The 25,328-nt window shown below is 69.7% G+C and carries 29 protein-coding genes and 1 pseudogene; 14 read left to right on the top strand and 16 right to left on the bottom strand.

Annotated features, from left to right (window positions below; all coding sequences use genetic code 11):
- Position 1 precedes the first annotated feature (1 nt).
- Together ACQF4J_RS02940 and ACQF4J_RS02935 are read left to right on the top strand one after the other, a co-directional pair.
- Positions 2-784, top strand: coding sequence for a class I SAM-dependent methyltransferase (locus tag ACQF4J_RS02940; RefSeq protein ID WP_427164439.1), 783 nt, complete (start codon positions 2-4; stop codon positions 782-784).
- Positions 785-1,105: 321 nt separating this feature from the next.
- Entirely contained in the window at positions 1,106-3,373 is a 2,268-nt protein-coding gene (locus ACQF4J_RS02935) for a M4 family metallopeptidase (RefSeq protein WP_427164438.1), read from the top strand.
- 68 nt (positions 3,374-3,441) lie between these two features.
- On the opposite strand, the gene ACQF4J_RS02930 is transcribed toward ACQF4J_RS02935, so the two are convergent.
- The 6 genes from ACQF4J_RS02930 to ACQF4J_RS02905 all read right to left on the bottom strand — a co-directional run bounded on the left by ACQF4J_RS02930 (position 3,442) and on the right by ACQF4J_RS02905 (position 8,107).
- A complete protein-coding gene (locus ACQF4J_RS02930) occupies positions 3,442-4,341 on the bottom strand; it encodes a LysR family transcriptional regulator (RefSeq protein ID WP_351583512.1) in 900 nt (299 codons plus the stop codon).
- Between the two features lie 148 nt (positions 4,342-4,489).
- On the bottom strand, positions 4,490-5,350 hold the full coding sequence (locus ACQF4J_RS02925) for an NAD-dependent epimerase/dehydratase family protein (protein ID WP_427164436.1): 861 nt from the start codon (positions 5,348-5,350) through the stop codon (positions 4,490-4,492).
- 151 nt (positions 5,351-5,501) lie between these two features.
- Positions 5,502-6,299 (bottom strand): thymidylate synthase, encoded by a 798-nt coding sequence (locus tag ACQF4J_RS02920; protein ID WP_351583518.1) that lies wholly within the window; start codon positions 6,297-6,299, stop codon positions 5,502-5,504.
- A 108-nt stretch (positions 6,300-6,407) separates the two neighbouring features.
- The gene (folE, locus tag ACQF4J_RS02915) at positions 6,408-7,049 is read right to left on the bottom strand and encodes a GTP cyclohydrolase I FolE (RefSeq protein WP_351583521.1); all 642 of its coding nucleotides are present in this window, start codon (positions 7,047-7,049) and stop codon (positions 6,408-6,410) included.
- A gap of 1 nt (position 7,050) precedes the next feature.
- Positions 7,051-7,476, bottom strand: a complete 426-nt coding sequence (locus ACQF4J_RS02910) for a hypothetical protein (protein ID WP_351583524.1) — start codon at positions 7,474-7,476, stop codon at positions 7,051-7,053.
- Between the two features lie 64 nt (positions 7,477-7,540).
- Positions 7,541-8,107, bottom strand: a complete 567-nt coding sequence (locus ACQF4J_RS02905) for a DUF2231 domain-containing protein (RefSeq protein ID WP_351800967.1) — start codon at positions 8,105-8,107, stop codon at positions 7,541-7,543.
- Between the two features lie 130 nt (positions 8,108-8,237).
- Between ACQF4J_RS02905 and ACQF4J_RS02900 the strand changes: the two genes are divergently transcribed.
- Both ACQF4J_RS02900 and ACQF4J_RS02895 read left to right on the top strand, forming a co-directional pair.
- Positions 8,238-8,981, top strand: a complete 744-nt coding sequence (locus ACQF4J_RS02900) for a helix-turn-helix transcriptional regulator (protein WP_351583530.1) — start codon at positions 8,238-8,240, stop codon at positions 8,979-8,981.
- 85 nt (positions 8,982-9,066) lie between these two features.
- Positions 9,067-9,399, top strand: a complete 333-nt coding sequence (locus tag ACQF4J_RS02895; protein ID WP_351583533.1) for a hypothetical protein — start codon at positions 9,067-9,069, stop codon at positions 9,397-9,399.
- Here ACQF4J_RS02895 and ACQF4J_RS02890 read toward each other — a convergent pair.
- Complete coding sequence (locus tag ACQF4J_RS02890; protein WP_427164435.1) at positions 9,360-9,932, bottom strand: hypothetical protein; 573 nt, start codon at positions 9,930-9,932, stop codon at positions 9,360-9,362. The genes ACQF4J_RS02895 and ACQF4J_RS02890 overlap by 40 nt on opposite strands.
- 274 nt (positions 9,933-10,206) lie before the next feature.
- Here ACQF4J_RS02890 and ACQF4J_RS02885 point away from each other — a divergent pair, with 274 nt between their 5' ends.
- Both ACQF4J_RS02885 and ACQF4J_RS02880 read left to right on the top strand, forming a co-directional pair.
- Positions 10,207-10,728 (top strand): pyridoxamine 5'-phosphate oxidase family protein, encoded by a 522-nt coding sequence (locus tag ACQF4J_RS02885; RefSeq protein ID WP_427164434.1) that lies wholly within the window; start codon positions 10,207-10,209, stop codon positions 10,726-10,728.
- The gene (locus ACQF4J_RS02880; RefSeq protein ID WP_427164432.1) at positions 10,728-11,822 is read left to right on the top strand and encodes a serine hydrolase domain-containing protein; all 1,095 of its coding nucleotides are present in this window, start codon (positions 10,728-10,730) and stop codon (positions 11,820-11,822) included. Before ACQF4J_RS02885 ends, ACQF4J_RS02880 begins: the two co-directional genes overlap by 1 nt.
- Here ACQF4J_RS02880 and ACQF4J_RS02875 read toward each other — a convergent pair.
- Together ACQF4J_RS02875 and ACQF4J_RS02870 are read right to left on the bottom strand one after the other, a co-directional pair.
- Positions 11,797-11,954, bottom strand: a pseudogene (locus ACQF4J_RS02875) (IS5/IS1182 family transposase); the annotation flags it as partial. The gene ACQF4J_RS02880 and the pseudogene ACQF4J_RS02875 sit on opposite strands and share 26 nt — an antisense overlap.
- A 53-nt stretch (positions 11,955-12,007) precedes the next feature.
- Complete coding sequence (locus ACQF4J_RS02870) at positions 12,008-12,403, bottom strand: VOC family protein (protein ID WP_427164431.1); 396 nt, start codon at positions 12,401-12,403, stop codon at positions 12,008-12,010.
- A 134-nt stretch (positions 12,404-12,537) separates the two neighbouring features.
- Here ACQF4J_RS02870 and ACQF4J_RS02865 point away from each other — a divergent pair, with 134 nt between their 5' ends.
- The 3 genes from ACQF4J_RS02865 (at position 12,538) to ACQF4J_RS02855 (ending at position 14,809) form a co-directional block, all read left to right on the top strand.
- Positions 12,538-13,140 carry a hypothetical protein gene (locus tag ACQF4J_RS02865; RefSeq protein WP_427168553.1) on the top strand — a complete coding sequence of 201 codons (603 nt, stop codon included), beginning with the start codon at positions 12,538-12,540 and terminating at the stop codon, positions 13,138-13,140.
- Positions 13,141-13,240: 100 nt separating this feature from the next.
- Positions 13,241-13,642: a hypothetical protein gene (locus ACQF4J_RS02860; RefSeq protein WP_351583539.1), complete on the top strand. Its 402-nt coding sequence runs from the start codon at positions 13,241-13,243 to the stop codon at positions 13,640-13,642.
- A gap of 204 nt (positions 13,643-13,846) precedes the next feature.
- Complete coding sequence (locus ACQF4J_RS02855) at positions 13,847-14,809, top strand: alpha/beta hydrolase family protein (protein ID WP_427164430.1); 963 nt, start codon at positions 13,847-13,849, stop codon at positions 14,807-14,809.
- A 51-nt stretch (positions 14,810-14,860) separates the two neighbouring features.
- Here ACQF4J_RS02855 and ACQF4J_RS02850 read toward each other — a convergent pair whose 3' ends face one another.
- The 4 genes from ACQF4J_RS02850 to ACQF4J_RS02835 all read right to left on the bottom strand — a co-directional run bounded on the left by ACQF4J_RS02850 (position 14,861) and on the right by ACQF4J_RS02835 (position 17,888).
- A complete protein-coding gene (locus ACQF4J_RS02850; RefSeq protein WP_351583545.1) occupies positions 14,861-15,172 on the bottom strand; it encodes a type II toxin-antitoxin system PemK/MazF family toxin in 312 nt (103 codons plus the stop codon).
- The gene (locus ACQF4J_RS02845; protein ID WP_125195937.1) at positions 15,169-15,354 is read right to left on the bottom strand and encodes a hypothetical protein; all 186 of its coding nucleotides are present in this window, start codon (positions 15,352-15,354) and stop codon (positions 15,169-15,171) included. Before ACQF4J_RS02845 ends, ACQF4J_RS02850 begins: the two co-directional genes overlap by 4 nt.
- Before the next feature lie 51 nt (positions 15,355-15,405).
- The gene (locus ACQF4J_RS02840) at positions 15,406-16,545 is read right to left on the bottom strand and encodes a hypothetical protein (RefSeq protein ID WP_427168552.1); all 1,140 of its coding nucleotides are present in this window, start codon (positions 16,543-16,545) and stop codon (positions 15,406-15,408) included.
- Positions 16,546-16,670: 125 nt separating this feature from the next.
- Entirely contained in the window at positions 16,671-17,888 is a 1,218-nt protein-coding gene (locus ACQF4J_RS02835; protein WP_427168551.1) for a glycosyltransferase, read from the bottom strand.
- Between the two features lie 121 nt (positions 17,889-18,009).
- Here ACQF4J_RS02835 and ACQF4J_RS02830 point away from each other — a divergent pair, with 121 nt between their 5' ends.
- The gene (locus tag ACQF4J_RS02830; protein WP_351583552.1) at positions 18,010-18,447 is read left to right on the top strand and encodes a hypothetical protein; all 438 of its coding nucleotides are present in this window, start codon (positions 18,010-18,012) and stop codon (positions 18,445-18,447) included.
- Between the two features lie 108 nt (positions 18,448-18,555).
- Here ACQF4J_RS02830 and ACQF4J_RS02825 read toward each other — a convergent pair whose 3' ends face one another.
- The gene (locus tag ACQF4J_RS02825; protein WP_351583555.1) at positions 18,556-19,062 is read right to left on the bottom strand and encodes a SigE family RNA polymerase sigma factor; all 507 of its coding nucleotides are present in this window, start codon (positions 19,060-19,062) and stop codon (positions 18,556-18,558) included.
- A 231-nt stretch (positions 19,063-19,293) separates the two neighbouring features.
- On the opposite strand from ACQF4J_RS02825, the gene ACQF4J_RS02820 reads away from it, so the two are divergent.
- Genes ACQF4J_RS02820 through ACQF4J_RS02810 form a run of 3 tightly spaced genes read left to right on the top strand, consistent with a single transcriptional unit; the run spans position 19,294 to position 22,939 of the window.
- Entirely contained in the window at positions 19,294-20,640 is a 1,347-nt protein-coding gene (locus ACQF4J_RS02820) for a flavin-containing monooxygenase (protein WP_351583558.1), read from the top strand.
- On the top strand, positions 20,637-21,512 hold the full coding sequence (locus ACQF4J_RS02815; protein WP_351583562.1) for an SDR family NAD(P)-dependent oxidoreductase: 876 nt from the start codon (positions 20,637-20,639) through the stop codon (positions 21,510-21,512). The genes ACQF4J_RS02820 and ACQF4J_RS02815 overlap by 4 nt, the downstream gene beginning before the upstream one ends.
- Complete coding sequence (locus ACQF4J_RS02810) at positions 21,509-22,939, top strand: aldehyde dehydrogenase family protein (protein ID WP_427164428.1); 1,431 nt, start codon at positions 21,509-21,511, stop codon at positions 22,937-22,939. Before ACQF4J_RS02815 ends, ACQF4J_RS02810 begins: the two co-directional genes overlap by 4 nt.
- Before the next feature lie 40 nt (positions 22,940-22,979).
- Here ACQF4J_RS02810 and ACQF4J_RS02805 read toward each other — a convergent pair whose 3' ends face one another.
- The gene (locus ACQF4J_RS02805; protein WP_351583568.1) at positions 22,980-24,038 is read right to left on the bottom strand and encodes an AraC family transcriptional regulator; all 1,059 of its coding nucleotides are present in this window, start codon (positions 24,036-24,038) and stop codon (positions 22,980-22,982) included.
- 58 nt (positions 24,039-24,096) lie between these two features.
- Here ACQF4J_RS02805 and ACQF4J_RS02800 point away from each other — a divergent pair, with 58 nt between their 5' ends.
- Positions 24,097-24,249, top strand: a complete 153-nt coding sequence (locus ACQF4J_RS02800; protein ID WP_427164427.1) for a hypothetical protein — start codon at positions 24,097-24,099, stop codon at positions 24,247-24,249.
- Positions 24,250-24,283: 34 nt separating this feature from the next.
- Here the strand turns inward: ACQF4J_RS02800 and ACQF4J_RS02795 are convergent, their stop codons facing one another.
- Positions 24,284-25,315 carry a saccharopine dehydrogenase family protein gene (locus ACQF4J_RS02795; protein WP_427164425.1) on the bottom strand — a complete coding sequence of 344 codons (1,032 nt, stop codon included), beginning with the start codon at positions 25,313-25,315 and terminating at the stop codon, positions 24,284-24,286.
- Between the last annotated feature and the right edge of the window lie 13 nt (positions 25,316-25,328).

The raw sequence follows: 25,328 nt of genomic DNA, 5'->3' as shown, positions 1-25,328 counted from the left end.
CGTGAAGGACCGGACGGTGTGGTCGCCCACGAGTTTCGGCGCCCGCGCGCACGACTACGACCGGTTGCGCCCCGGCTACCCGGCCGAAGCGGTCACCGAGACCCTGGCCGCCCTGGGCGGTGGGCCACCCGGCACCGCGCTGGACATCGGTTGCGGCACCGGCAAGTTGGGGGTCACCCTGGCGGCCCTCGGCCATGCGGTCACCGGTCTCGAGCCGGATGCGCGGATGGCGGCCGTCGCCTCGGCCAATGGGCTCGCGGTGGAGGTGGGCGCGTTCGAGACGTGGGAGCCCGGCGGCAGACGGTTCGACCTGGTGGCATGCGGTCAGGCGTGGCACTGGCTGCACAGCGGAGAGCGGTCGGCCAAGACGGCGCGGTGTCTGCGCCCGGGCGGCCGAATCCTCCTCGCCTGGAACTTCGGCACCTACGCGCTGCGCGACAGCACCTGCCTCAACCGTGTCTACGCCTCCGTCCTGCCCGATGGCCTGCCACCCGGACGGGGCGGCAGGACGTCGCTGTCGGAGAGCGACCTCGACGCATACGCCCAGGAACTGCGATCCCACGGGTTCCGGTGCGTGACGAGGACGGTCGTGGCCTGGCAGACCCGCCTCGCCACCGATGAGTTCTGCGGACTGCTGGGCACTGACAGCCGTCACCTGGCTCTGCCCTCGCCGCTGCGACACAGGCTCCTGCGCGAGGTCGCTTCCTGCCTCGATGCCGGGGAGGGCGGAGAAGTCCGCGTGGAGTACAGGTGCCTGGTCGTGGGGGCGTCCAAGGGGGCCTGACGAACCGTCTTGGTGACGCCTTGTCGGTGACTCCCCGGTGTCCGGCTGCGGCCGAAAAGCGGTGGCAGGCAGTCCGATTTGCCGGAACTTCCTTACCAATTCAAGCCGTTGAGTTGACTCGGGCATGACAGTAGAGGCTGTCGGGTGTCACTCTTCTGCGGAAGTTCACCATTCCTTGACAGATTCCCCACGCGGCGCAGCCGCAGCACCACCCCCCACCTCCTTCCACCCGCATGCCGTGCCGTCTCCGGACCGGCGCATCCTGCCGCTCCGTGCCGTCCGCGGCCCCCACAACGGGCCGTCGTACTGAAGGAGTTTCCGTTGCCCCTGCGACACCGCCCCTTCCTGCGGCGCAGACGCGCCACCGCACTCGCTCTCGCGTCCATAGGTTCTGTGCTCACCCTGGCCGTCACCGGTCACGCCGACGCCACCCCGGCGGCCCCGACCCCCGCGAAGATCACGGCCAAGCCCCGCGCCGGTGCACTCCCGGCCTCCCTGACACCCGCCCGCCGCGCCGCCCTGGTGAAGAGCGCGCAGTCCGCGGCCGCGGACACGGCGCGGCACATCGGCCTCGGCGCCAAGGAGAAACTCGTCGTCAAGGACGTCATCAGGGACGCCGACGGCACCACGCACACGCGCTACGAGCGCACTTACGCCGGTCTGCCCGTGCTCGGCGGCGATCTCGTCATCCACGACAAGAGCGGCCGCCTCACCATCACCAAGGCGAACCGGGCGGCACTCTCGGTGCCCTCGCTCCGTTCGAAGATCACCGCGACGAGCGCCGCCGACCGCGCCGAGGCCGCCTCGAAGCGTGCCAAGGTCACCGGCTCCCAGATGGGGAAGAAGCCGCGCCTGGTCGTGTGGGCGGGCGCCGGCAAGCCCGTCCTGGCCTGGGAGAGCGTCGTCAAGGGCGTCCAACGGGACGGCACCCCCAGCGAGTTGCAGGTCGTCACCGACGCCAGGACCGGCAAGCAGCTGCTGGCCGCGCAGAAGGTGGACACCGGCACGGGCACCGGCCAGTACGTCGGCACGGTCCCCCTCGGCACCACCCCGTCGGGATCGACGTACCAGCTCATCGATCCCGACCGCGCCGGACACAAGACGTACGACCTCAACCAGGGCACCTCGGGCACCGGCACGCTGTTCACCGATGACAACGATGCCTGGGGCGACGGCTCGCCGTCGAACCGGCAGACCGCCGGCGTCGACGTGGCCTTCGGCGCCGCTGCCACCTGGGACTACTACAAGGACACGTACGGCCGCAACGGCATCCGCAACGACGGCGTCGCCGCCTACAGCCGTGCCCACTACGGCAACAACTACGTCAACGCCTTCTGGCAGGACTCCTGCTTCTGCATGACCTACGGCGACGGCTCGGGCAACTCCCACCCGCTGACCGCGCTGGACGTGGCGGCCCACGAGATGAGCCACGGCGTCACCGCGGCCACCGCGGGCCTGAACTACTCGGGCGAGTCCGGTGGCCTGAACGAGGCGACCTCCGACATCTTCGCCGCCGCCGTGGAGTTCTACGAGAACCTCCCGGCCGACCCCGGCGACTACCTCGTCGGCGAGAAGATCGACATCAACGGCGACGGCACACCGCTGCGTTACATGGACAAGCCCTCCAAGGACGGCGCCTCCCGCGACAGTTGGAGCTCCACCCTCGGCGGAATCGACGTCCACTACTCCTCGGGCCCCGCGAACCACTTCTTCTACCTCCTCTCCGAAGGCAGCGGCGCGAAGACCGTCAACGGCGTGTCCTACGACAGCCCGACGTACGACGGCCAGCCCGTCACCGGCATCGGAATCCAGAACGCCGCCGCGATCTGGTACCGGGCCCTGACCACCTACATGACCTCGACGACCAACTATGCCGGGGCCCGCACCGCCACCCTGTCGGCCGCCGCCGACCTGTTCGGCGCCTACAGCCCGACCTACCTCGCCGTCGCCGACGCCTGGGCCGGGATCAACGTCGGCAACCGCATCGCCCTCGGCGTCAACCTCGCGCCGGTCGGCGACCAGATCAGCGGCATCGGCCAGGCGGTGAGCCTGCAACTGGACGCCTACACCACCAACTCCGCGGCCACCCTGACCTACGAGGCCACCGGGCTGCCCGACGGCCTGAGCCTCAGCCCGAGCGGTCTGATCACCGGCACACCGACCACCCTCGGCGCGAGCGACGTCACGATCAAGGTGACGGACAGCACCGGGGCGTCCGCCTCGAAGACCTTCAACTGGCGCATCGCCTACGTCTACGCCAACGCCACCCGCGTCGACATCCCGGACAACGGGCCCGCCGTGGAATCACCGGTCACCATCGCCGGCCGCGACGGCAACGCCTCCGCGACCACCTCGGTCTACGTCAACATCGTCCACACCTACCGCGGTGACCTCACCGTCGACCTGGTCGGCCCGAACGGCACCGTCTACTCCCTGCTCAACCGCAGCGGGGGCTCCGCCGCCAACGTCGACCAGACCTTCACGATCGACGCCTCCGCACAGCCGCTCAACGGCACGTGGAAGCTGCGCGTGCAGGACCGGGCGTCCATCGACGTCGGCTACATCGCGCGCTGGCAGCTGACACCCTGACCCACACCCGCAGTACGCGGCTGCCCGGGCCCAACCGGCCCGGGCAGCCGCGCGCCGGTCCACTGCCCCTACTGCGGCGCCGGCCGGTGTGCCTCGAGATGAGTTTCGGCCAGGCAATCCGCGGCGGCCTCGGCGAAGTCATGGATCAGTGGAGACCGGCGGGTGGCCACCCACGCGAGGGCCACCTCGTTGGGGGCGATGCCGTCGACGCGCACCGCGACCACATCCGCCCGGGTGTAGAAGGTGGCGGTGGACAGCGGGAGCACACAGATGCCGGCTCCGGCGGCCACCAGTTCGAGCTTCTCCTCGACCTGATGGATCACCGGAACCTCGCGGCGCCGTTTGTCCCGCAGCTCCACTGCCACATCGCGCCACTCGGGAACGGCGTTCGGGTCCTGCAGGAGGTGCTCGGACGCAAGATCGGCGACCGTCACCGACGCCCTGTTCGCCAGGACGTGTCCGACGGGCAGCATCACCACCCGTGGTTCCCGGAAGAGGTGTTGCACCCGCAGACCGTCCCGGTCGATGGGCAGCCGTACGACGCCGACGTCCGCCCGGCCGTCCCGCAGCACCTCCACCTGGTCGTCCCACGTGGTGCGCAGCAGGCGAACGTTCACCTTCGGATGGCGTGCGGTGAAGGCAACGGTGGCTGGAGTCAGCGTGATGCCGGGCATGAAGCCGATGGTCAGCGTCTGCGTGCCCCGAGCCACCGTTGTCACTCGCGTGAGCAGTGCCTGCGCCGAGGCGAGCAGGGGAACGGCGTCCTCAAGCAGCTGCTCTCCCGCCGCGGTGAGCACAGTGCCTCTGCGGTCACGGGTGAACACTTCCGCACCGAGCTCCTCCTCCAGGCTGCGAATCTGCCGGGAAAGGACGGGCTGCGCGATGTGCAGCCGCTCGGCCGCCCGCCCGAAGTGGAGCTCTTGCGCCACGGCCACGAAGTACCGGAGCTTCCGCAGGTCAAGATCCACCCGGAATCACCGCTCTCTCGCTGCGCCGGCCGCCCTGTCGGTAGTGCCGCGGCCGTCCGCGGGCACACGGCCGCGCCAACCGATCACGAATTTACCGTCCCGGCCGCGGTGAACCGTCGCAGGCGGTGAGCCGCTCGGCCCGGGCGGATCACTCGCCGTCCGCGAGGATGGCCAGCGGGTCGGTGTGTACGGGTACCCACCCCAGTTCGGCCTCGGCGCGAGCCGGAGTGAACTCCTGGTCCAGGGCGAAGGCGTCCGCGACCGGGCCCATCTGCCGGCGAGCCTCCTCCAGAGTGACCGAAGCGACCTTGCCGTCGAGGCCGACAGAGCGGGCGACGGCCAGGGCGCACTCCTTCGCGGTGGGGTTGACGCCGCCGACGCCCACGTACACCGATCCGGGCTTCGCGTCGAGCGCGGCGACGTACAGCTCCGCGATGTCGTCGATGTGCACCAGCGCCCAGTGGTTCGCACCGTCGCCGATGCAGGGGATGGCCCCCGCTTCCCTGCCCGGGGTGGTGTAGAAGATGTCGATCAGACGGTTCTCGCCGCCGTACAACAGGCCGGGCTGCACCACGACGGGGCAACCGCCCCGCCGCGCGCGCTCCAGGACGGCGTCCTCCACGGGCTTGCGCCAGGCGACCAGGGCCGGTGGGTTCCAGACGGCGGTCTCGTCGGCGACGCCGTCGGTGTCTCCGTAGACCCAGGTGCCGCCGGTGTGCACGTAGGTGCCCGTACCGATGCCGTCCTGCATGGCGGTGGCGGCTGCCAGGTCCTCCGCACCGGTCTCGGCCTGCGCCAGGTGTACGACGGCCTCAGCGCGGGCGGCCGCGGCGTTGAGCACACCGAGATCGCCGAGGCCGCCTCTCAGCGGTGCCGCTCCGAGGGAACTGATGGTCTCGGCCGCGCGGTCGCTGCGGGCCAGGGCCTCCACGGTGTGGCCGTGCCGGGCCAGAGCGGTGATCGTTGCCCTGCCGATGTATCCGGATCCACCGGTGAGGAAAACCCTCATGATCTCGATTCCAATCTCCGTCGGTCGTGACTTGTCCAAAGCCTGCGCTCGGAGACCGGAATGCGTCCAAGACCTCTTTCGTCACCTGTGATACCCCAAGGGCATCAGCGTGCAGGTGCGGCCGGACGGGTCCAGGGGGCTGCGCCGTCGCTCACACCGCGACGGGCGCTTTGATGGCCGGGTGATGCTGGTAGCCGAGCATGTCCACATCGGCGTAGGCGTAGTCGAACAGGGAGTCCGCCTGGCGCAGACGCAACCGGGGAAACTCGAACGGGGTGCGCGAGAGCTGCTCGGTCACCTGCTGGACGTGATTGTCGTAGACGTGGCAGTCACCGCCGGTCCAGATGAAGTCGCCTGCCTCGAGGCCGACTTGCTGCGCGACCATGTGTGTGAGCAGGGCGTAGCTGGCGATGTTGAAGGGGACGCCGAGGAAGAGGTCCGCGCTGCGCTGGTACAGCTGGCAGGAGAGCTTGCCGTCGGCGACGTAGAACTGGAAGAAGGCGTGACACGGCGCCAGCGCCATCTTGTCCAGCTCGGAGACGTTCCAGGCGGAGACGAGCATGCGGCGGGAGTCGGGGTCGCGGCGCAGTGTGTCGAGGACGTCGCTGATCTGGTCGATGTGCCTGCCGTCCGGGGCGGGCCAGGAGCGCCACTGCGCGCCGTAGACCGGCCCGAGTTCACCGTTCGCGTCGGCCCATTCGTCCCAGATGGTGACGCCGTGCTCGTTCAGCCAGCCGACGTTCGAGTCGCCGCGCAGGAACCACAGCAGCTCGTACACGATGGATTTGAGATGCACCTTTTTCGTGGTGATCAGCGGGAATCCCTGCGCGAGGTCATAGCGCAGTTGGTGTCCGAAGACACTTCGGGTGCCGGTGCCCGTCCGGTCGGCCTTGGCCGTCCCGGAGGTGAGCACCAGCCGCAACAGGTCTTCGTACTGGGTGTCCGCCACGGGCGTGCATTCTAGCGCTGGATCAGGCAGGGGTGGGTGGCCGGCGCCTTGGTCCGGCGCTCACGGGAGGCGGCATGTCGTGGGTCCTTCGACGCGGGGGAGCGGGTGTCAGCCGGGCAGGCCGGTCAGGGTCAGGAATTCGCTGCGCGAGCGCGCGTCGGTGCGCAGGAGGCCCAGGAGGGTGGAGGTCATGGTGGTGGTGCCGGTGGCCTGGACGCCGCGCAGGGTCATGCAGGTGTGTTCGGCCTGGATGACCACTCCGACGCCTTTGGGCTGCAGCTGGTTCTGCAGCCAGTCCGCCACCTGTTTGGTGAGGCGCTCCTGTACCTGGGGACGGCAGGCGAAGTGTTCCAGGACGCGGGCGAGTTTGGACAGCCCCAGGATCCGCCGCCCCGGGAGGTAGCCGATGTGGGCGGTGCCGACGAAAGGGAGCAGATGGTGCTCGCACACCGACCGCAGGGGGATGTTGCGGGCGAGGACCAGTTCGTCGTAACCCTCGTCGTTGGGGAAGGTCGTCAAGTCGAACGAGCGGGGGGAGAACAGCTCGGCGTAGGCGCGCGCCATACGGCCCGGGGTACCGCGCAGGCTCTCGGAGTCGGTGCGGATGCCCAGAGCCCGCAGGAACTGTGCGGCGGCCTGCTCGGCGGCTGCCAGATCGGTCTCCTGCCCGCCGGGGGAGACCACACGCAAGGCAGCGACCTGCGGTGTCGGCTCGGACGTGTGCGGCAGGGCTGCGTAGTGCCGGGACATGTCAGCTGCCCCCGACACCCAGAGCGGACAGCAGAACCAGCACGACGGTCACCACGGCGAACAGTCCGTGAGCGAGGACCACGGCGACCGGGAAGTGCCGCTCGGCGGGAACGTCCTGTCCGGCTCCGGCCGGGGCGGTGGCGTGCGCGCGGTGCACCGGGACCCAGCGCGCCAGCATGACGAAGCCGAGCAGCGCGACGGGTACCAGCACGATGAAGGCCGTCCAGGCCAGAGCCTCCTTGTCGGCGATGACGTAGACGATCCACAGGACCAGGCCGATGGCGGCGAGCGCGAAGTGGCCGAAGATCACCGGGACCGGGAGGTGGCTGTTGGCGCCGCGGGCGCCGCCGCGTGAGAGCCAGGTGCCGAGCAGGTAGAAGCCGCCGAGAGCTGTGATCACCCAGGTGACCAGTGCGGCGATGTCCATGAGAACTCCAGTGGGGGAGAAGCGGCTGCCACGGCCGATGCCGGACAGGGGCGAGAGCGGTCCGTCAGTCGGTACGGCCCTGTGGCCTCGGGTGCACGGGGGTGAGTCCCTCTGCCGGATGCACTCGGACGAAGCCCTCGGCCTGGGTCTCCTCGTCGGCGACCCGGATGCCGTAGCGGTAGGACAGCTTGCCGCCCAGCCATCCGGAGACGCCCAGTACGACGAATGCGGCGGCGTTGAGCGCCATCGGCCCCGCCCCCACGCTGCCGGAGGGTCCGCCACCGGCGTGCCGCCACAGGAAATTGCCGAGGTAGGCGGCGGTCACCAGCAGGTTCAACGTCATGTGGATCAAGCCCACCCGGAAAGCACGTGTACCGGTCGGGATGGCGAACAGGTCCAGGAAGCCCACCATGGCGGCGGCCAGGGCGCCGATCACGCCGAGGGCGATCAGCCACATCGCCCCGCGGGACAAGAACTCCGGTCCTTCCACGAGGTGGGAGGCGATGTCGAAGACGAGGCCGGCCGCCCAGGCTCCGATCGGCACGGTGACCAGGATCGGGTGGAAAGGGTGCCCGTAGGGGCCGGCGAGCGCGGCACTGACCGGCTGCTTGGCCGGATGCGGCTGGGTCATAGGAGCCACCTCCTGATCTCACCTGATTTCACCAACAAAGCTTGGTCTTATTCGGGGAGGCGGTCAAGTGCTCCAGCTCAAGTGCATGCGATGTGCCCTCGATGACGAGAGTTGGCGTTACTGTGAGGACGTGACCTCCGACATGACCCCGCCGGTCTCTCCCGACGACGCCGCGATCGATTCCGTCAGCGCGCTCGGCGAGGGCACCCGGCGGCAGATGTTCGCCTTCATCCGCCGTGCCCGTCGCCCCGTCACACGCGACGAGGCGGCCGCCAGCGTCGGCATCTCTCGCAAACTCGCCGCGTTCCACCTCGACAAGCTCGTCGACGTCGGCCTGCTGCGCGCCCGTTACGCCTCTCCCACGGGCATCCGCAAAGTGGGCCGGCAGCCCAAGGTGTACGAACCCACCGACACACCGATCCGCGTCAGCATCCCCGACCGCCGCCACGAACTCCTGGCCGACCTGCTCGTCCAGGCGGTCGTGACCGAAGGCGAGAACGAGACCGCGGTCCAGGCGGCGATGCGCACCGCCGAACACAGGGGCGAACAACTCGGCGAGGAGGAACGCACCCAGACCCGTCCCGGCCGGCTCGGCGCCGAGCGCGGCCTGACCCTGTGCGAGCGCATGCTCGAGCGGCACGGCTTCGAGCCCACACGCGAAGCGCCCGACCGGCTACGACTGCGCAACTGCCCCTTCCACCCCCTCGCCGCCCAGGCCCCCGACCTGGTCTGCGGCATGAACCACGCCTTCCTCACCGGCTACCTGCAAGGACTACGCGCCCCGGCGGTCCGGGCCGTCCTGGCTCCGCGCCCCGGCGAATGCTGCGTCGAACTGCGTCATGCGCAGGGACGCGAGGTGACGGACACCAGCTGAGGTCACCCGTGCGTGGCGGGCCGTGCCACAACTTCACGACCGCGTCGGCCGCCTGGCGCCTGGCGCCTCTCGATGATCGTGAAATGTGAGCGTGAAGGAGCAGTGGGAAGTGGCGGGCGCTGTGCGTGGGCCTCTGGTCCTTGCGGGTCAGCCAGTGGTCGCGCCCGTCGGCTGGGGCGAAGCCCTCTCCATGCTGAGCTGGGTCGCCCTGCTCGGAAGCCTCTGTCTGCTCGTTGCCGTCGACTACCGCAATTTCGGTCTCTGGGTCCATGACTACTTGGACCGGAGGAGCCCCGTCACCGCCAGACCGAGGATGACTCCGAACCGCCTCAGGTTCGTGGCGGGCGTGATGGCGGCGGTGTTCCTGTGCTTGCTCATCTACCTGTTGGGCGGACTGCTGGCGGACGCCGGCGCGTGAGACCCGGCCCAACCAGTGGCGGTCACGACCTCCCGTGCGATGTCGACGACGCCCCGTCCGTCCGTCGCCACGCGCACGGTCTCTGCGTGGGCCCGCTGATCCAGGAGCCGTGCCTTGCGGACGCTTCCTTCCAGCTCCTTTTCCAGTTCTGAGCCGAGTTCTCGTCCCAGCAGGCGCTCGCGGGCGGTGGCGTCGGAGGCGGTCAGCAGGACCCGTGTGATCCTCACTCCGGCCCCCATGGCACGTTCGAACATGCCCGTCGCCTCCGGCAGCACACTCATGGTGTTCGTATAGATCAGGCGTCGGTAGCCGCGCTGAGCGAAGTTCGCCCACACGGCAGTCAGATTGATCTCGGTGATCTCCGCGCGGTGGGGGTCCCCTTCCGGTGCCGGATGTACCTGCCCCATGAAGTCACCGTCGATGATCGCGTGAGCGACTGCCTTGGAACGCAGCAACGCCGAAACCTCCCAGCCCACCGTCGTCTTGCCGACACCGGCTCGCCCTCCGATGAGCAGTACTTCCGCGTGATCCATGAGGAGAGCGTGCCAGCGGGGGACCATCGCGCGCGACCCGATCAAGTTGGTGCCGCTGACTTTGGAGGTGGCGGTTTCGACTGGTCAAAGTCGTCCCGCAACGGCTCGACGGCACGATCACAGCTTCCTGGTGCACTCGGACCGATGAGTTTCTCGGCGACCTCAGGTCATCACCAAGGCGGTACGCAAGAAATGTCCGACAGCAGGGCGGGTCGGCTGGATGCCAATGGCTCACCGATGCTCGTGGATGAATACGCCTGATTGGGGACGCAACATGTTGGACGGCGAACCAGATGTCCTGCTGGGGCCCTTCTCGTCCCCAAGCGCGCGAGCGACGCCATGGGCGTCGGCGTTGGCGATTCTGGCTGAGGCGGAGGTGTTCTGGCTGTCGACGGTGCGGTCCGACGGGCGACCGCACGTGACGCCCTTGCTGGCGGCTTGGAGTCTGGGCGGAATGTGCTTCACCACCGGTCGCCAGGAGCGCAAGGCGCGAAATCTCGAGCGCAATCCCCGCTGTGTGCTGACGACCGGCACCAATGCCTTGACCGGTGTTGACGTCGTCATCGAGGGCGCCGCCCACATAGTGGACGGGCGCTCCGAGCGTGAACAGGCCGCTGCGGACTTCGAGCGGAAGTACGGCACACATCTGACCAGCCCCGAGGGTGCCTGGTACGGGTTGGGCGAGGCCGTCATCGTCGGCGACGTCAGGCTGTACCGAGTCGAGCCGGCTGTCGCATTCGCCTTTGGCAAGCTGCCGACGTCCAGCGAGACCCGATACACCTGGCCGAGCCGGTAATGATGATGCCCTCACTCCGGCAAGAGCTCCAGAGTGTCCTGGACGAACTCGTCGATCAGGGAGCCGAAACCGGCTTGCAGGTCGCCGTTCACCATCACGGCGCTCTTGTCGCCGACGCCGTCGCCGGCGTCGCCGACGCCCGATGTGGGCGCAGGGTGACGTCGCGGACCCCGTTCTTCAGCTTCTCCGCGGGCAAGGTCATGACGTCGCTGATCGCTCACCTGCTCGTCAGGACCGGAGCGGTCGGATACGACACACCAGTGGTCGACCTGTGGCCGGAGTTCGGCGCCCACGGGAAGGAGACCGCGACTCTTCGGCACGTGCTGACCCACTCGGTCGGTGTGCCGGCCATGCCACGATGCATCGGCCCTGCGGATCTCACCGACTGGCCGCGGGTCTGCAGCTCGATCGCCGACGCGGAGCCGCAGTGGCGGCCCGGGACCAAGACCGGGTACCACTCGTTCACCTTCGGCTTCCTGGTCGGCGAAGTCGCTCGCCGAGCCACCGGCAAACCGATGCGGCAGCTCCTGCGCGAGTGGGTCACCGCACCCCTGGGCATCGACGGCGAGCTGTATTTCGGTGTGCCCAGCACTGACCTGCCCCGTTTGGCGCGACTCGAGGACGCCGCACCCCAACCGGCCGCCGTACCCGACGGCGACGCCATTCTCGCGCCCTGGGAAATGCGACCGAGCGCGGCCATGGGGAACAGCCACCAGATCCTGTTGGCAGACATCCCGTCCGTCGGCAGCTTCACCGCGCGGGGAGTCGCTGCCATGAATGCGGCGGCACTTGACGGTCGGCTCATCGGCTCAGACCAGCTCGAGGAGCTGACGGCGGTGGCCTTCGAGGGAACTGACCAGGTCTTCGGCAACCACGCGCGACTGGCCCTGGGCTATCCGCTCGGGCGCATCGGTGCCCAGCAGAACGAAGCCTCCACCACGTTCGGCTGGGTCGGCGGGGGCGGCAGCTACGTCTATGCCGACACAGTCACTCGCACCTCCTTCGCGATGACCAAGACCCGTCTCACCCCCCACTTCAACACCGCGCAACGACTCGCAGACATCACCGCGGCCCAGATGAACCCACACGCGTGAATCTCGACACGAGGGTTGTGCGCATGGCGTTGCGGCTGCCGGGCAGCGGGATGCCAGCGGCCACCACCAGGCGGTTGTTGGCGTCGATGACCCCTGTAGGTTCGTCGAGTAGGCGCGGTTCTTGCTCGATGCTCCGGGACACCCTGGATGAACCGGCTCGCGCACTTCGGGTCGTGGAAGGCGGGCTACTCCCGCGGTGCCAACGTGCGCACGACGTCGAACTCGTTGCCCTCGGGGTCGGCCATCACCACCCAGTTCCGGTCTGAGCCCTGGCCCACGTCCACCTTTACGGCGCCCAGACCGAGCAATCTGGTCACCTCGTCCTCGGTGCTGCTGTCGATCGGGCTGACGTCGAGGTGAAGCCTGTTCTTTACGGTCTTGCCCTCGGGCACACGGATGAACACCAGGGTGGGCGGCATCTGGCGGGCCCGTACCTCCTCGACGGTTGGCATCCATGAGCCGATCTCGACCTTGCCCTCGCCCCGGTCGATCACCTTGAAGTCCAGGACTTCGTACCAGAAGGCCGCGAGCCTCTCCGGATCATGGCAGTCAACGGTCAACTCGGTGAACCTGCTTGTCATGCCTCTCCCAGATAGTGCCGACGGGGCTCAGCGTAGGTCGCCCGCCCGACAGATCCGAGATCTTATGGGCCACGCACATGAAACAGGCTCGATCCGGAGGACATCTCCAAGGGCCGTGGCATCGTGGCCGAGTGATGCATGGACAGGAACAGGAGTGGCTGGCGACTCAGCGGCCGTCGCGCGTGCGGGAGGTCCAGGCCGGTCGCCTGGGCTGGACCGAGATCGACCTGATCGACGTCGAGGGCGAGTACGCGCGCGCGTTGCGCGACGGGCTGGAAGTCTTCGGTGTCCAGGTGAACTATCTGCGGGTCGGTCAACCTCGCCACCTGGTGGCCGCGTTGAACGGCACCAGACCGATCGCACCCTACGTGGTCCTGTGCTGCCACGGCGACGAGGGACGCATTCTGATGGATGATGTCGCCGAGGAGCTGGCCAGATTCCAGCCGTTCAACGGTGCCGTTGGGCCGGACCGAGTACGCGAGCATTTCCGTCTGCCGGGCAGCGTCACTCTCGTCACCGGCTGCGACACGGGGGAGGCCGCGCTCGCCGACGCCTTCCTCGACGCCGGTGCCGGCACCTATATCGCCCCTCGGGGCGCCCCCTTCGGCTATGCGAGCGTGTTCGCCCCGTTGTTCTTCTTCTACGAGCTCACCGAACTGCGCACCCCCACGGAAGCCGTCGAACGCCTACGAGCGCACGACGACGAACTCGCGATGTGGCAGCTCTATCGACGCTGACCCGTCGAGGTCACTGAGACCCGAAGGCGAGGCAGAGTCTGTGGATGTCTGGCGGATGTGTATCGCGTGGAGTGGTCGGATCCTGAGCGCCGTCGATCGGATGCCCGGGGAGCGCGCACGCCGCCACCGGCGCTACGGAAACTGGTCGATGCATCCGGCGTCGGCCGACCCCTTGCTGGAGATGCTGCTTGCGCTGAGCATCCATTCCCTCGTACTGGACGCGGTGTCGGACGGTCGTCCCTGGACAGCCGACCTGATCGACCACATGCGTTTCGCGGACATCGCGCACGCCGCGACCGGGCGGCCGTCCCATGAACTGCTCGCCGGGCTGCCCCAGCTCAGCGACGGCGAACAACCGCGCGTCGACGCGGTGAAGATCCTCATCTATGACGACGCGTCCGCCCTCCCTCTGGGACGTCTGCGCGAAACGGTCCGCAGCACTCTGATCCGGCTGGCATCAAGCCTGCCCACCGCGGATCCCGTCTGCTGTGACATCGAGTGAGTGGGCGAGCGAGTCGTGCCTGGAGGGCGCCAATGGCCATCGCGTACCCCCGCCACGCCGATTGACAAAGCGGATCGTTGTTCCGGATAGTATTCGGAACGGTGTTCCGTTTCTGGTGGTGGAAGCGGGATGCCCTTGACCGCCTTCTTGTCGTCGGTCGCGGGACCGGCGGCCGGCAGGTGCCACCGAAAGGGAACCCACACCATGAGCACATCCACTGGCGCCGGCGCCGACGCCTTCGGCGCGCCCGTCGCCGTCCTGTCCTGCAGTCCCGTCGTCCTCTCCGTGCCCGGACGCCCCGTTGACCTCCACGTGCGCGTCTCCGCACCCGCGACCGGCACCGGTCTTCCGGTCATCCTCCTCTCCCACGGCGGGGGGCCCTCGAACAATCTCTCCTCGCTCAACGGCTACGCGCCACTGGCCAACTTCTGGGCCGCCAGCGGATTCGTGGTCATCCAGCCGACCCACCTCACATCCAGGACGCTGACTCACCTGCTCGCCGATGTCCCTGGAGCGCCCTTCTTCTGGCGCTCGCGTTCCGAGGACATGGCGCACATCCTCGATCGACTCGACATGATCGAGAAGGCCGTGCCGGGACTCTCCGGGCGGATGGACCACACCAAGGTCGCCGTTGCCGGGCATTCGTTCGGCGGCTTCACTGCCAGCCTCTTGCTGGGGGCCCGGGTCACGGACCCCGAGGAGGGGGCCGAGGTGAACCTTTTCGAACCCCGGATCACAGCGGGCGTGCTGCTCGCCGCACCCGGCAGGGGTGACGTCCTCAACGGACCGATGGCGGACGCGCTGCCGGTGTTCCGGACCATCGACTTCTCCACCATGACCACACCGGCGCTGGTCGTCGCCGGGGACAAGGACGACTCCCGGCACTTCACGGACATGGGGCCGGACTGGCACGTCGACCCCTACACGCTCGCCCCCGGGCCCAAAGCTCTGCTCACCCTCTTCGGGGCGGAGCACGGGCTCGGCGGGATCGCCGGGTACGACGCCGCCGAGACCACCGACGAGGACCCCGAGCGCGTCGCCGCCCTCGCGAGGCTCGCCGCGGCCTATCTCCGTACCCAGCTCCAGCCCGGTGTGTCCACGTGGCAGGCCGAGTGCGAGGCGCTGGCCGACGACCCCAACGCGGTGGGACGCGTCGAATCCAAGTAGGCCCCCGACCCGCTGCCGGTGGCTCGGGCGGCCGACGTCGGCCGGGTGGGCCTACAGGTCGAGGACCGCGCGGATCGCGTTGTCGACGAGCTCTTGCTGCTCCGGGCCGATGTGGCCGTGCAGCGTGCCGGTTTCGAAGCGGACGGCGGAGAGCTGAAGCAGGTTCACCGCGACGAGGGAGGCGTCCACCGGCGTGGTCAGACGCACGCTCATCGCCGTGTCGGGGTGCTGCGCGGGAGCGTGGAGAACCAGGACGACGACAGCGTTGTAGGCCTCGGCGAGGCCGTCGAGGCTGACGACGAGAACGGTGCGGGTGCCCTTGCCGGTGTCGACGTCCCACACGTCGCCCTTGCGGATGGTCACAGCGCGTCGCCCTCGCCCGCGAGGTCGAGGGGTGCGATCGAGGCCAGTTTGCGGGCGGCGTCGAGCGTCATCTGCCGACGCACGGCGCGCACGATGTAGTCGTTCAGTGAGGGGGCGTCGGCGGCCGCGTCGCGCAGCGGTTTGTCCATGGCGTCGGGGATTCGGAGAGTGATGGCAGTCATGACGCCAAATCTAGTGGCATGGATACCGTCACGGAAGCCGTGGACAGTGGATCAGGGAATCCCCAGCTCGAACAGCGCGTATCCGGCATACGAGCCCGATGCCACCGCCGTGACGGCGAGGAGTGCGCACAGCAGGGGCAGGCCGACCGTGCGCAGTCGTACGGCGAGCGGGATGAACAGGGGGAAGGCGGGGAGCAGGTAGCGCGAGACGTTGCCGAAGATCTGCTGGCTGCCCAGGACCAGGACGAAGGTGAGGAGGGTGTAGACGACCAGGACGGCGGGTGGGCGGAGGCGGATGAGGAAGGGGATCAGCAGCAGGCCCGTCAGGACGACCAGCACACCGATGACGTCCTCGAACGGGGACGGGAAGAGGTAGTCCGTGCGGCCCACGGCGAGGGAGCTGAAGACGTCGAGCGTCTGCCTGCCGTAGTCGAAGGTGTGGGCCCAGGCACCCTTCTGCAGTTTGAAGTAGCCGGTCAGGTCACCCATCCGGTCGCCGACCCAGAGGAGGTATCCCGTGAGGCCCAGCGGCGCGACGAGGATCGCGGCCATCGGGCGGGCGACGTCTTCTTGACGGTGGTGCAGCGTCCGCAGGGCTGCGACGGTGAGGGCTGCTATGAGCGCGAGCGCTGTGGGGCGGCTCAGCCCCGCGGCGAAGGTGAGTGCGCCCGCGGTCAGCCAGCGGTCGCTCATCACCGCATGGCAGGCCCAGACGGCCAGGGCGACGTAGAGCGACTCGGAGTACCCGGACCACTCGGTGCCGGAACCGGGCCACACCGCCCACAGTCCCGCCGCGACGAGCCCCGCGCGCCGGCCGCCGACACGGGCGGTGACGGCGCAGATGCCGAGTGCCGCCACGAACGAGGCGAGGATCGAGACCAGCATTGCGGCGCCGTAGAGGCCGAGGCCCGTGCAGGAGGAGACCAGCCGCATGGCTCCCGGGTAGAGCGGGAAGAACGCCGCCGAGTTGCCCTCCAGGGTGATCAGACCCGAGGCCTCGGGGATCCGGACGAGGGCGGGGTCGTAGCCGTGGGCGGCGATCTGCTGGTACCACCAGCCGTCCCAGCTGGCCAGGACGTCCCAGGCGTGGGCGCCTCCGCCGAAGCGCGGGTTCTTCCTGCGGAAGTCTCCGGCGGAGTCCAACAGATGCATGAAGACGGCGAACCCGATGAGCTTCAGGATGCCGTACATCGCCAGGACGGGTGCGTGGTGCCGGAGTTGGCGCAACGCCGGGTGAAGCCGGGAGGCAACGCGGCTTTCGCCGGTGTGCGTGGGGGAGCCGGTGTCGGGGCGGGTGGCCGGGGTCAGCGTGTCGTTCATGCTGTCGCCGAGTCCGTCCCGTGACGGCCGGCACGGAACACCCAGGCGCGCAGCAGCGCGAAGCGTACGAGGGTGGCCGCCAGGTTGGCGGCGACGAGCACCGCGATCTCCGCGGCCCGTGCCGCCGCGGGGGCCAGGTGGTGCAGCGCGGCGAGTGATCCACTGGTGAGGGCCAGGCCGATGACGAAGACCAGCAGGCCCTTGGCGTGGTGGCGCAGTGCGCCGCCGTGGCCGCGCAGCCCGAAGGTGAGCCGCCGGTTCGCCGCCGTGTTGGCGAGAGCGCACAGCAGCAGCGCAATCGCGTTGGCGGCCTGCGCGCCGGTGGCGGGCCGCAGGGCCGCGTACAGCAGTACGTATCCGACGGTGCTGACGGCTCCCACCGCGCAGAACCGCAGGAGTTGGCCGGCCAGACCGTTGGACGGCCCGTCGTCGCGGCGGCGCAGTGCCGCCGTCGGCAGTGCCCCGCGGGCCAGCGCCCGGCCGATCCGGGCGATGCCCCGCAGGTCGGCCAGGGCCGTGGACACGATGTCGACCCTGCTGTCGGGATCGTCGACCCAGTCGACCGGTACCTCGTGGATGCGCAGTCCGGCCCGTTCCGCGATCACCAGGAGCTCCGTGTCGAAGAACCATCCGGTGTCCTGCACCAGGGGCAGCAGTCGTTCGGCGACATCTCGCCGCACCGCCTTGAAACCGCACTGCGCGTCGGAGAAGCCCACCGCGAGCGTGGAGCGCAACAGGGCGTTGTAGCAACGGGAGATGACCTCCCGACGGGGGCCTCGCACCACCCGGGCGCCGCGGGCCAGACGGGTGCCGATGGCTATGTCGGAGTGCCCGGAGATGAGCGGGGCGACCAAGGGCAACAGCGCGGCCAGGTCGGTCGACAGGTCTACGTCGAGGTAGGCGAGCACCGGTGCCCGCGAGTTCGACCATGCGGCGTGCAGGGCGTGGCCCCGGCCCTTCTCCGGCAGGCGGAGCCACCGCGTCTCCGGCAGCGTGGCCGCCAGCCGGGCCGCGATCCGCGGGGTCGCGTCGGTGCTGGCGTTGTCCGCGACGGTGATCCGGAAGGGGTAGGGGAACGTCTCGCGCAGATGCGCGTGCAGCCGCCGTACGCTGCGCTCCAGGTCCGCCTGCTCGTTGAACACGGGCACGACCACGTCCAGGACGGGCTCGCGGTGGTGGGCCGACACCGGTGTGGGCAGCGGCAGTTGATTCATCAGGTCTGTCACGGTCCGTCCAGATTCGAGTCTTGGCGCAGGGCATGCCGAAGGCAGGCACGGTGGTTTCACGGTGCGGTGCGGCGGGGCGGTCGGAGGGGCGGTCGGAGGGGGCGAGTCAGTGGGGCGGCACGGCTCCTGCTATCCGGGACTGGCAGAGCCCGAGGCCGACGCCGGTGCCGTCGATGGTGCCGCCGGTGAGGTGGGCGTAGCCGTGTTCTTCGGCGGTGAAGTCGTCGGCGTGGTCGGGGGCGGGGCGGAGGTGGATGCGGACGAGGTCCCGGACGGGGGCGGTGCCGCGGTCGAGGACGACGGCTGTCCGGTGGCGCCGGTGGTGCTCTGCGACGTGGTCGCGCTGGGGGGCGCCGTCGTGGGTGCCGGGGTCGTGGTGGGCGCCGGCGCGGGGGACACCTGGCTCGTCGTGGGGCGCGGATGCGGTGCCTGCGGCCTGTTGTCTCCCTGGGCGTGGGGCAGCATGAACAGGCCGAGCCCGAGTCCCGCCACGGCCAGCACGGAACCGGCTGCCTTCCGCGCCGTACGAACCCGCCTCTGGGTCTGAACACCGGCTCTCAGGCGCTCTTGGTGCTCCTCCCCGAAGGGGGTGTACTCCTGGGTGTCGCGCATCATCCGCGCCAACTCCCGCTCGAAGTGGTCCATCGGTTCCCCTTCACCCCACCGGCTCGATGACGTCGAACAGGATGCGACGCAGCCGGGCCACGCCACGCGAGGCATGGGACCGGGCGGTGCCCACCGGGCACCCCAGTACTTCGGCGACCTGCTTTTCGGACAGGTCCTGGTAGTAGCGCAGTACCACCGCGGCCCGCTGCCGTGGCGGCAGTTGGGCCAGGGCCCACTCCAGCCGTGAGCGCTCGACGACGGCCGCGGACACGTCGCCGGCCGCGGGCAGGTCCGGCAACTCCTCGACCGGACTCTCGCCCCACCAGCGGCGCCGCGCCGAGCGTGCCGCCGCGCGTGCCAGCACCTTGCGCACGTATGCCTCCGGGGCCTCCTCGGCGATCCTCGGCCAGACGAACCAGAGCTTGACCAGGGCTTCCTGCAGCAGGTCCTCGGCCCGGTGCCGATCGCCTCCCACGAGCAGACGGGAGAGGTGGAACAACGCCGACCAGCGAGTTGCCACGAACCCGTCGAACCCTTCGGCTCGACCCTGTTCCACACGCACCGTCCCCGTTTCGACCAGGCCCCTACACCTGAGGAAAGACATTGGACACCACGCCACGATGCACCTGACCTCTGTGATCCCGGTCACCAAGTCGGACCCCGGACAGCAGCGGCCTGTCGCTGGCCGCTGCGGTCCCCTCTGTGGCCGCAGGAGTCAGTTCCCGGCGGTCGCGCGGTGCATAGGTTCCTCGCGACCCCCTGCTCCATCGACGAAAGGATCGGACCAGTGAGCGAGAACGAGGACGACACCTGTGTGATCGGTGCCGGACCCGCGGGACTGGCGGTCGCCAGGGCGCTGGCCGAGCGGGACCTGCCGTACACGCACATCGAACGCCATACGGGGCCGGGCGGGCTGTGGGACATCGACAACCCGGGCAGCCCGATGTACGAGTCGGCCCACTTCATCTCCAGCAAGTCGCTTTCCGGCTTCGGTGGTTATCCGATGCCGGACCACTTCGCCGACTACCCGCCGCACCGGCAGATCCTGTCCTACCTGACGTCGTTCGCCGAGGCCTACGGGCTCACGGACCGGATCGAGTTCGGCACCGAGGTCCGCAGCGTGGAGAAGAATCCCGACGGCACCTGGACGGTCACCCGGGCCGACGGCCGGTCCGGTACCCACCGGCAGGTCGTCGTGTGCACGGGGTCGCAGTGGCACCCCAACGTCCCCGATCTGCCCGGCCACTTCACCGGAGAGATCCGGCACACGCTCACCTACCGCAGCAGCGCGGAACTGCAGGGAAAGCGGGTGCTGGTGGTGGGCGCGGGCAACTCCGGGCTGGACATCGCCTGCGACGCGGCACGGTCCGCCGACCACGCGGCGATCAGCATGCGCCGTGGCTACTGGTTCATCCCCAAGCACCTGTTCGGCCGACCGGTGGACACCATCGCCGCGGGCGGCCCCCACCTCCCGATGTGGCTGCAGCAGAAGCTGTTCGGCGGCCTGCTGAGGCTCGTCAACGGTGACCCGCGCAGGCTCGGTCTGCAAAAGCCGGACCACAAGCTGTTCGAGACCCACCCGGCCATCAACTCGCTGCTGATCCACCACCTCCAGCACGGCGACATCACCGCCCGGCCCGGCATCGCCCGCACCGAGGGCCGGACGGTCCACTTCACCGACGGCACCAGCGACGACTTCGACCTGATCCTGCTGGCCACCGGATACGTCCACAAGGTCCCCGTCGCGCAGCGGTACTTCGGCGACGAGCAGCACCCCGACCTCTACCTGTCCTCCTTCTCCCGCGACCACGAGGGCCTGTTCGGCGTCGGCTTCGTGGAGACCAACTCCGGCGCCTACCAACTCTTCGACAGCCAGGCCCAGTTGCTCGCCTCCTTCATCCAGGACAGCAGGGCCGGGCTGCCGACCGCCGAACGGTTCGCCCGCCTCGTCCGCAGCGACCGGCCGGACCTTACCGGCGGACTGAAGTTCGTCGACTCGCCGCGCCACACCGGCTACGTGCACAGCGACGCCTTCGTGAAGTACCTCGGCAAGGTCGCCGAAGGGATGGGCTGGCGCACCGCGGGTCTGCCGCCTCGGGCGACGTCCGTGCGACAGCAGGCGGTGGCGTCATGACGTACGACTTCCATGACAAGGTCATCCTGGTGACCGGCGGCGCCGGAGGTATCGGCAGTGCCCTGTGCCACCGTTTCGCGGCAGGCGGTGCGCGGCTCCTCGTGGTCGACATCGACGGGGTGCGGGCCGAGCGGACCGCCGCCGAGCTGCCCGGGAGCGGCCATGCCGGTCTGGGCTGCGACCTGCTGGACGGCGAGGCCGTGCAGCGGATGCTCGACGGTGTCGCCATCACCCACGGCCGTATCGACGTCCTGGTCAACAACGTGGGCATGACCAACGCGGAGCGCTTCGACGTGCGCAGCGTCGAGAGCATCGAGCGGGAGATCGACGTCAACCTGGTCGCTCCGCTGGTCACCACCCGGATCGCCGTCCCGCTGCTGCGGGCCTCCGGCGACCCGCGCGTGGTCACCACGGTGTCGCTGGGCGGGATCTTCCCGCTCGGTGAGACCCCGATCTACACCGCCTCGAAGTTCGGCCTGCGCGGCGCGATGCTCGCCATCGGGCTGGATCTCAAGGACAAGGGCATCCAGGCCGGCTCGGTGCTGCCGTCGGCAACCGACACGCGCATGCTGCGGCAGGAGGCCGTGGACGGCGGGAACTCCATGCAGTTCCAGGACCCGCCGCAGCAGCCGTCCGATGTCGTGCGCGCGGTCGTGAGCCTGCTGGACAAGCCCCGCCTGGAGTCCTACGTCCGCTCCGGCGAGTCCCGACTGGTGCGGTTCGCGATGCTGGCGCCGAATCTGCTGCCCAGACTCTTCCCGCTGTTCCGCAAACGAGGTGAGCGGGGCATGGCCCGCTATCTGGAGGACCTGCGCCGCAGGGGGCTGGCCCGCCAGGTCGGCGGCCGGTGGGAACTGGTGGAGGAAGCATGAGCCCGAGGGGCAGCACCCTTGCCGAAGAGACGCTCGACGTCGTCAACCCCGCGACCGGGAAACTGATCACAACCCTGCCGGCGACGAGCGAGCAGGACGTCGTGCGGGCGGCCGAGCGGGCGCACGAGGTCTTCGTCAGTGGCGTCTGGGCGAGCCGGTCACCCCGGGAGCGAGCCGCCGTCCTGCTGCGCCTGGCCGACCTCATGGAGCGCCACGCCGAGGATTTGGCCCGGCTGGACTGCGAGGACGCGGGCAAGCCGATCACGGAGTGCCGTACGGGGGACGTGCCCGCGGCGATCGAGTCGATCCGGTGGTTCGCGGAGGCGGCCGACAAGGTCTTCGGCCGCGTCGCTCCCACCGGTCACGAGAGCCTGGGCCTGGTGAGCCGGGAACCTGTCGGGGTCGCCGCCGCGATCCTGCCCTGGAACTACCCGCTGGCCATGGCCGCCTGGAAGGTCGGCCCCGCGCTCGCCGCCGGCAACTCGCTGCTGCTCAAGCCCGCCGAGGCCACCCCGCGCTCGGCCCTGCGCCTGGCCGCCCTGGCAGCCCAGGCGGGACTGCCGGACGGTGTGCTCACGGTCCTGCCCGGCCACGGCACCGTCACCGGTACGGCGCTCGCCCGCAACCCACTGGTGCGCGCGCTGTCGTTCACGGGATCCACCGCCACCGGACGCCGCATCCTGGCCGACGCGGCCGAGTCCAACTTCAAGCGGATGTCCCTGGAGATGGGCGGAAAGAGCCCCCAGCTCCTCATGCCGGACGCACTCGAGTACGGCGACGAACTGATCGACCACATGACCGAGGCGGCGTTCCTGACCATGGGGCAGAACTGCACAGCCGGCTCCCGCGTCCTGGTCCACCACAGCATCGCCGAGGAGGTACTGGACCGATTCACCACCGCCGCGAAGAAACTCACCGTCGGAGACCCTGCCGACGCACGCACCCAGGTGGGGCCGCTCATCGACCGTGCCGCCTTCGACCGGGTCGCCGGGGCGGTGGACGCGGCCCGCGCCGCAGGTGCCCACATCCACACCGGCGGCCTGCCGCACGGTCTGCCGCCGTACGGGGCCTACTACCCGCCCACCGTGATCAGCCGGGCCCCGGCCGACAGTGACGTGCTCACCAAGGAGCTCTTCGGCCCAGTCGTCACCGTCCAGACCTTCACCTCGGAGGACGAGGCGGTGCGGTTGGCGAACGAGACCGAATACGGGCTCGCCGCCTCGGTGTGGACCCGCGACCTCGACGCCGCCTTCCGGCTCGCGCGCGGAGTGGAGGCCGGGGTGGTCTCCGTCAACGCCTACAGCGAAGGCGACATCACAACTCCCTTCGGAGGATGGAAACAGTCGGGATTCGGGGGCTCGGAGAAGTCCACCGACGCCTTCGCGCAGTGGACCAGAGAGAAGACCGTCTGGATCCGCACACGTTGATGCCGTGGCACGGCGACCCGGTGGGCCCTGGGCGCGGGCCTCACTGCTCCGAGGCGTCCCCGCGCAGCCGGGCCGGGGCCACCCCGTGCCAGCGGTGCACTGCCCTCCGCAGCGCGCGGACGTCGGAGAAGCCCGCCTGCCGGGCGATGTCCCGCAGAGTCAGCTCCGGTCGGCGCAGCAACTGCTCGACCCGCTCGCGGCGCACTCCGTCGACGACCGCCTCGTACGTCGTGCCGCATTCGACCAGCCGACGGCGCAGCGTGCGCTCGCTCAAGGCGTGCCGTCGGGCCTGCTCGACGAAGGACGGCACCTCGGGCAGGCCCTGCGCGATCGAGATCTCCAGCACCTCCAGGAGGTCCTGCCGATCGCGTGTCGACGCCGCCTGCTCCTCCAGAATCTCCACGACGGCGGTGTAGGTGACCGGGTCTCGGCCCGGCATCGGCCGCCCGGCCCATGACGTGGGAAACACCAGGCGGTTCGTGACGGCGCCGAAGCGGACCGGGCAGCGGAACAACTCCGTGAACGGCCCGGTGTCGCGAGGGGCGGGAAAGGCGAACTCGACGTCCCGCGGCGCGAACTCCTGCCCGGAACTCAGCCGTGTCAGTGCGACGACGCTGGCGAACGCCTCCTCCGCCAGGAAGACCGCGACCGGCGGATCGAGGGCCGGATCGGGCAGTTCGGCCCGCAGCACATAGCCGGCTTCCTCCGGCCCGGCCGACCAGACCACCATCGTCCCGGACAGGTTCTGAAAACGTACGCCGGTCTCGATGGCCTCCCGCAGCGTGGCGGCCGCCATCTGGGCGAACCCGAGAAGCCCCCAGGAGGTCAGGTGCTGAGCGGCGCCCACCCGCAGCCCCAGGTGGGCGTCACCAGTGAGCTCCAGGGCGCTCCGGATGACGGCACTGCCCTGGCGGTAGGAGACCCGCAGCGCTGCCGAGCGCAGCATCGCCTCGTCCAGCCCGACCCGGTTCAGTTCGGGCCGGAGGTCGACCCCGTACGCGTCGGTGACCGGGCTCAGGCAGCGCAGGATGTTCGGAGCGATGGTCGCCGAGGTGCTTCGGCTGGTTCCCGGCTGCGTCGGGGCGGGGCTGTCGGGCATGGCGTTCCTTGTGGCCGGGTGCTGCGCGCTGCGCACAGAGTAGAAGGAACTGACCGGAGTGCGGCGGTCTGCGGATGCCGAGAACGCCCGCCTGTGCCCTCACGGCGCCGAACTCGGCGGTGAGATCGCCCGGTATGAGGACGGCTCCCTGCTCTGCTACTTCCGTGCCCCGGAGGGCATCATCGTCGGGCCGGCCGAGCATCCGCGCTGAGTGACGAGCAGCACTCGGGGCACGGGGGCGCCTTCTAAGGGTGCAGTTCCAGGACGATGTGCGAGGACAGCGCGCGGAGGAAGTCGGGCGCGTCAAAGATCTCGCCGGCCGAGGCGACGCCGACCGTCCTGGTCCGTCCCGTGAGGATGCGGTCAACCGCCTCCACCGCGAGCGGCGCGGTGACCGCGTAGATGTCCTGGCCTTTCGCCACGGCGCGCCGCTCGGTCGTGCCGGAGCGGACGACGACGTCGACGAGGAAGGTCTGCGCGGACCGGCCGCGCTCGTCGACCGCGCTTGGCGCCGGTGTGTCCGGGGCGGCCAGGCCACCGGCCGCCTCGGCGGTCATGTAGGTGCGGACCTCGGGGACTGCCAAGTGGCTGGGGACGGTGACGACGTCGGCCATCGTGAACTCACCGATGACGGTGCGGGGGCCCATCGGGTCGGGGAACGGCCACGTCAGGGTGGGCAGCGCGTCGTCGTGATATTCCAGCCGCCCCTTCGTGTAGCGCACCCGGCGCCCGTTGCGCCGCTTGCCGGAGACCTTGCCCGCGGCGCGGGTGCCCTCCGTGGGATGCCAGCCGCTCAGCCCGTAGGCGACGTGCACCTCGTCGGCCGCGGTCCAGTCGCCCATCGCCGCGGTGGCGAGAAGGTCGCCGAGACCGCCGTAGAAGGCCATGGCCGGGACGACCGCCACGCCCGCGGCTCGGGCGCGGTCCGCGAAGTGCGTGAACGTGTCGGCGTTGGCCTCGATCTCGGCCGCCACGTCCACGTAAGGGATCTTGGCGCGCAGTGCCGCCTCGATCACGGGGGTGGCGGTCGTGGCGAAGGGGCCGGCGCAGTTGACCACGGCGGTGGCACCGGCCAGCGCGCGGTCGAGCGAGGCCGGGTCGTCGACCGATGCCGTACGGACCTCAGGTCCGGGAAAGGACGCCGACAGCTCGCGCAGCTTGCCGGCGTCGCGGCCGGAGAGGACCGGCTCGAACCCGCGCTCCAGCAGGTGTGCCACCACGAACCGGCCCGTGTGCCCGTAAGCGCCGAACACCACGACCTTCCGCCCTGATCCCATGCCTCTTGCCCCC

The organism is Streptomyces sp. C1-1 (assembly GCF_050214755.1).
Classification (GTDB): Bacteria; Actinomycetota; Actinomycetes; order Streptomycetales; family Streptomycetaceae; genus Streptomyces.
This window is presented reverse-complemented; position numbering and strand designations above follow the sequence as displayed.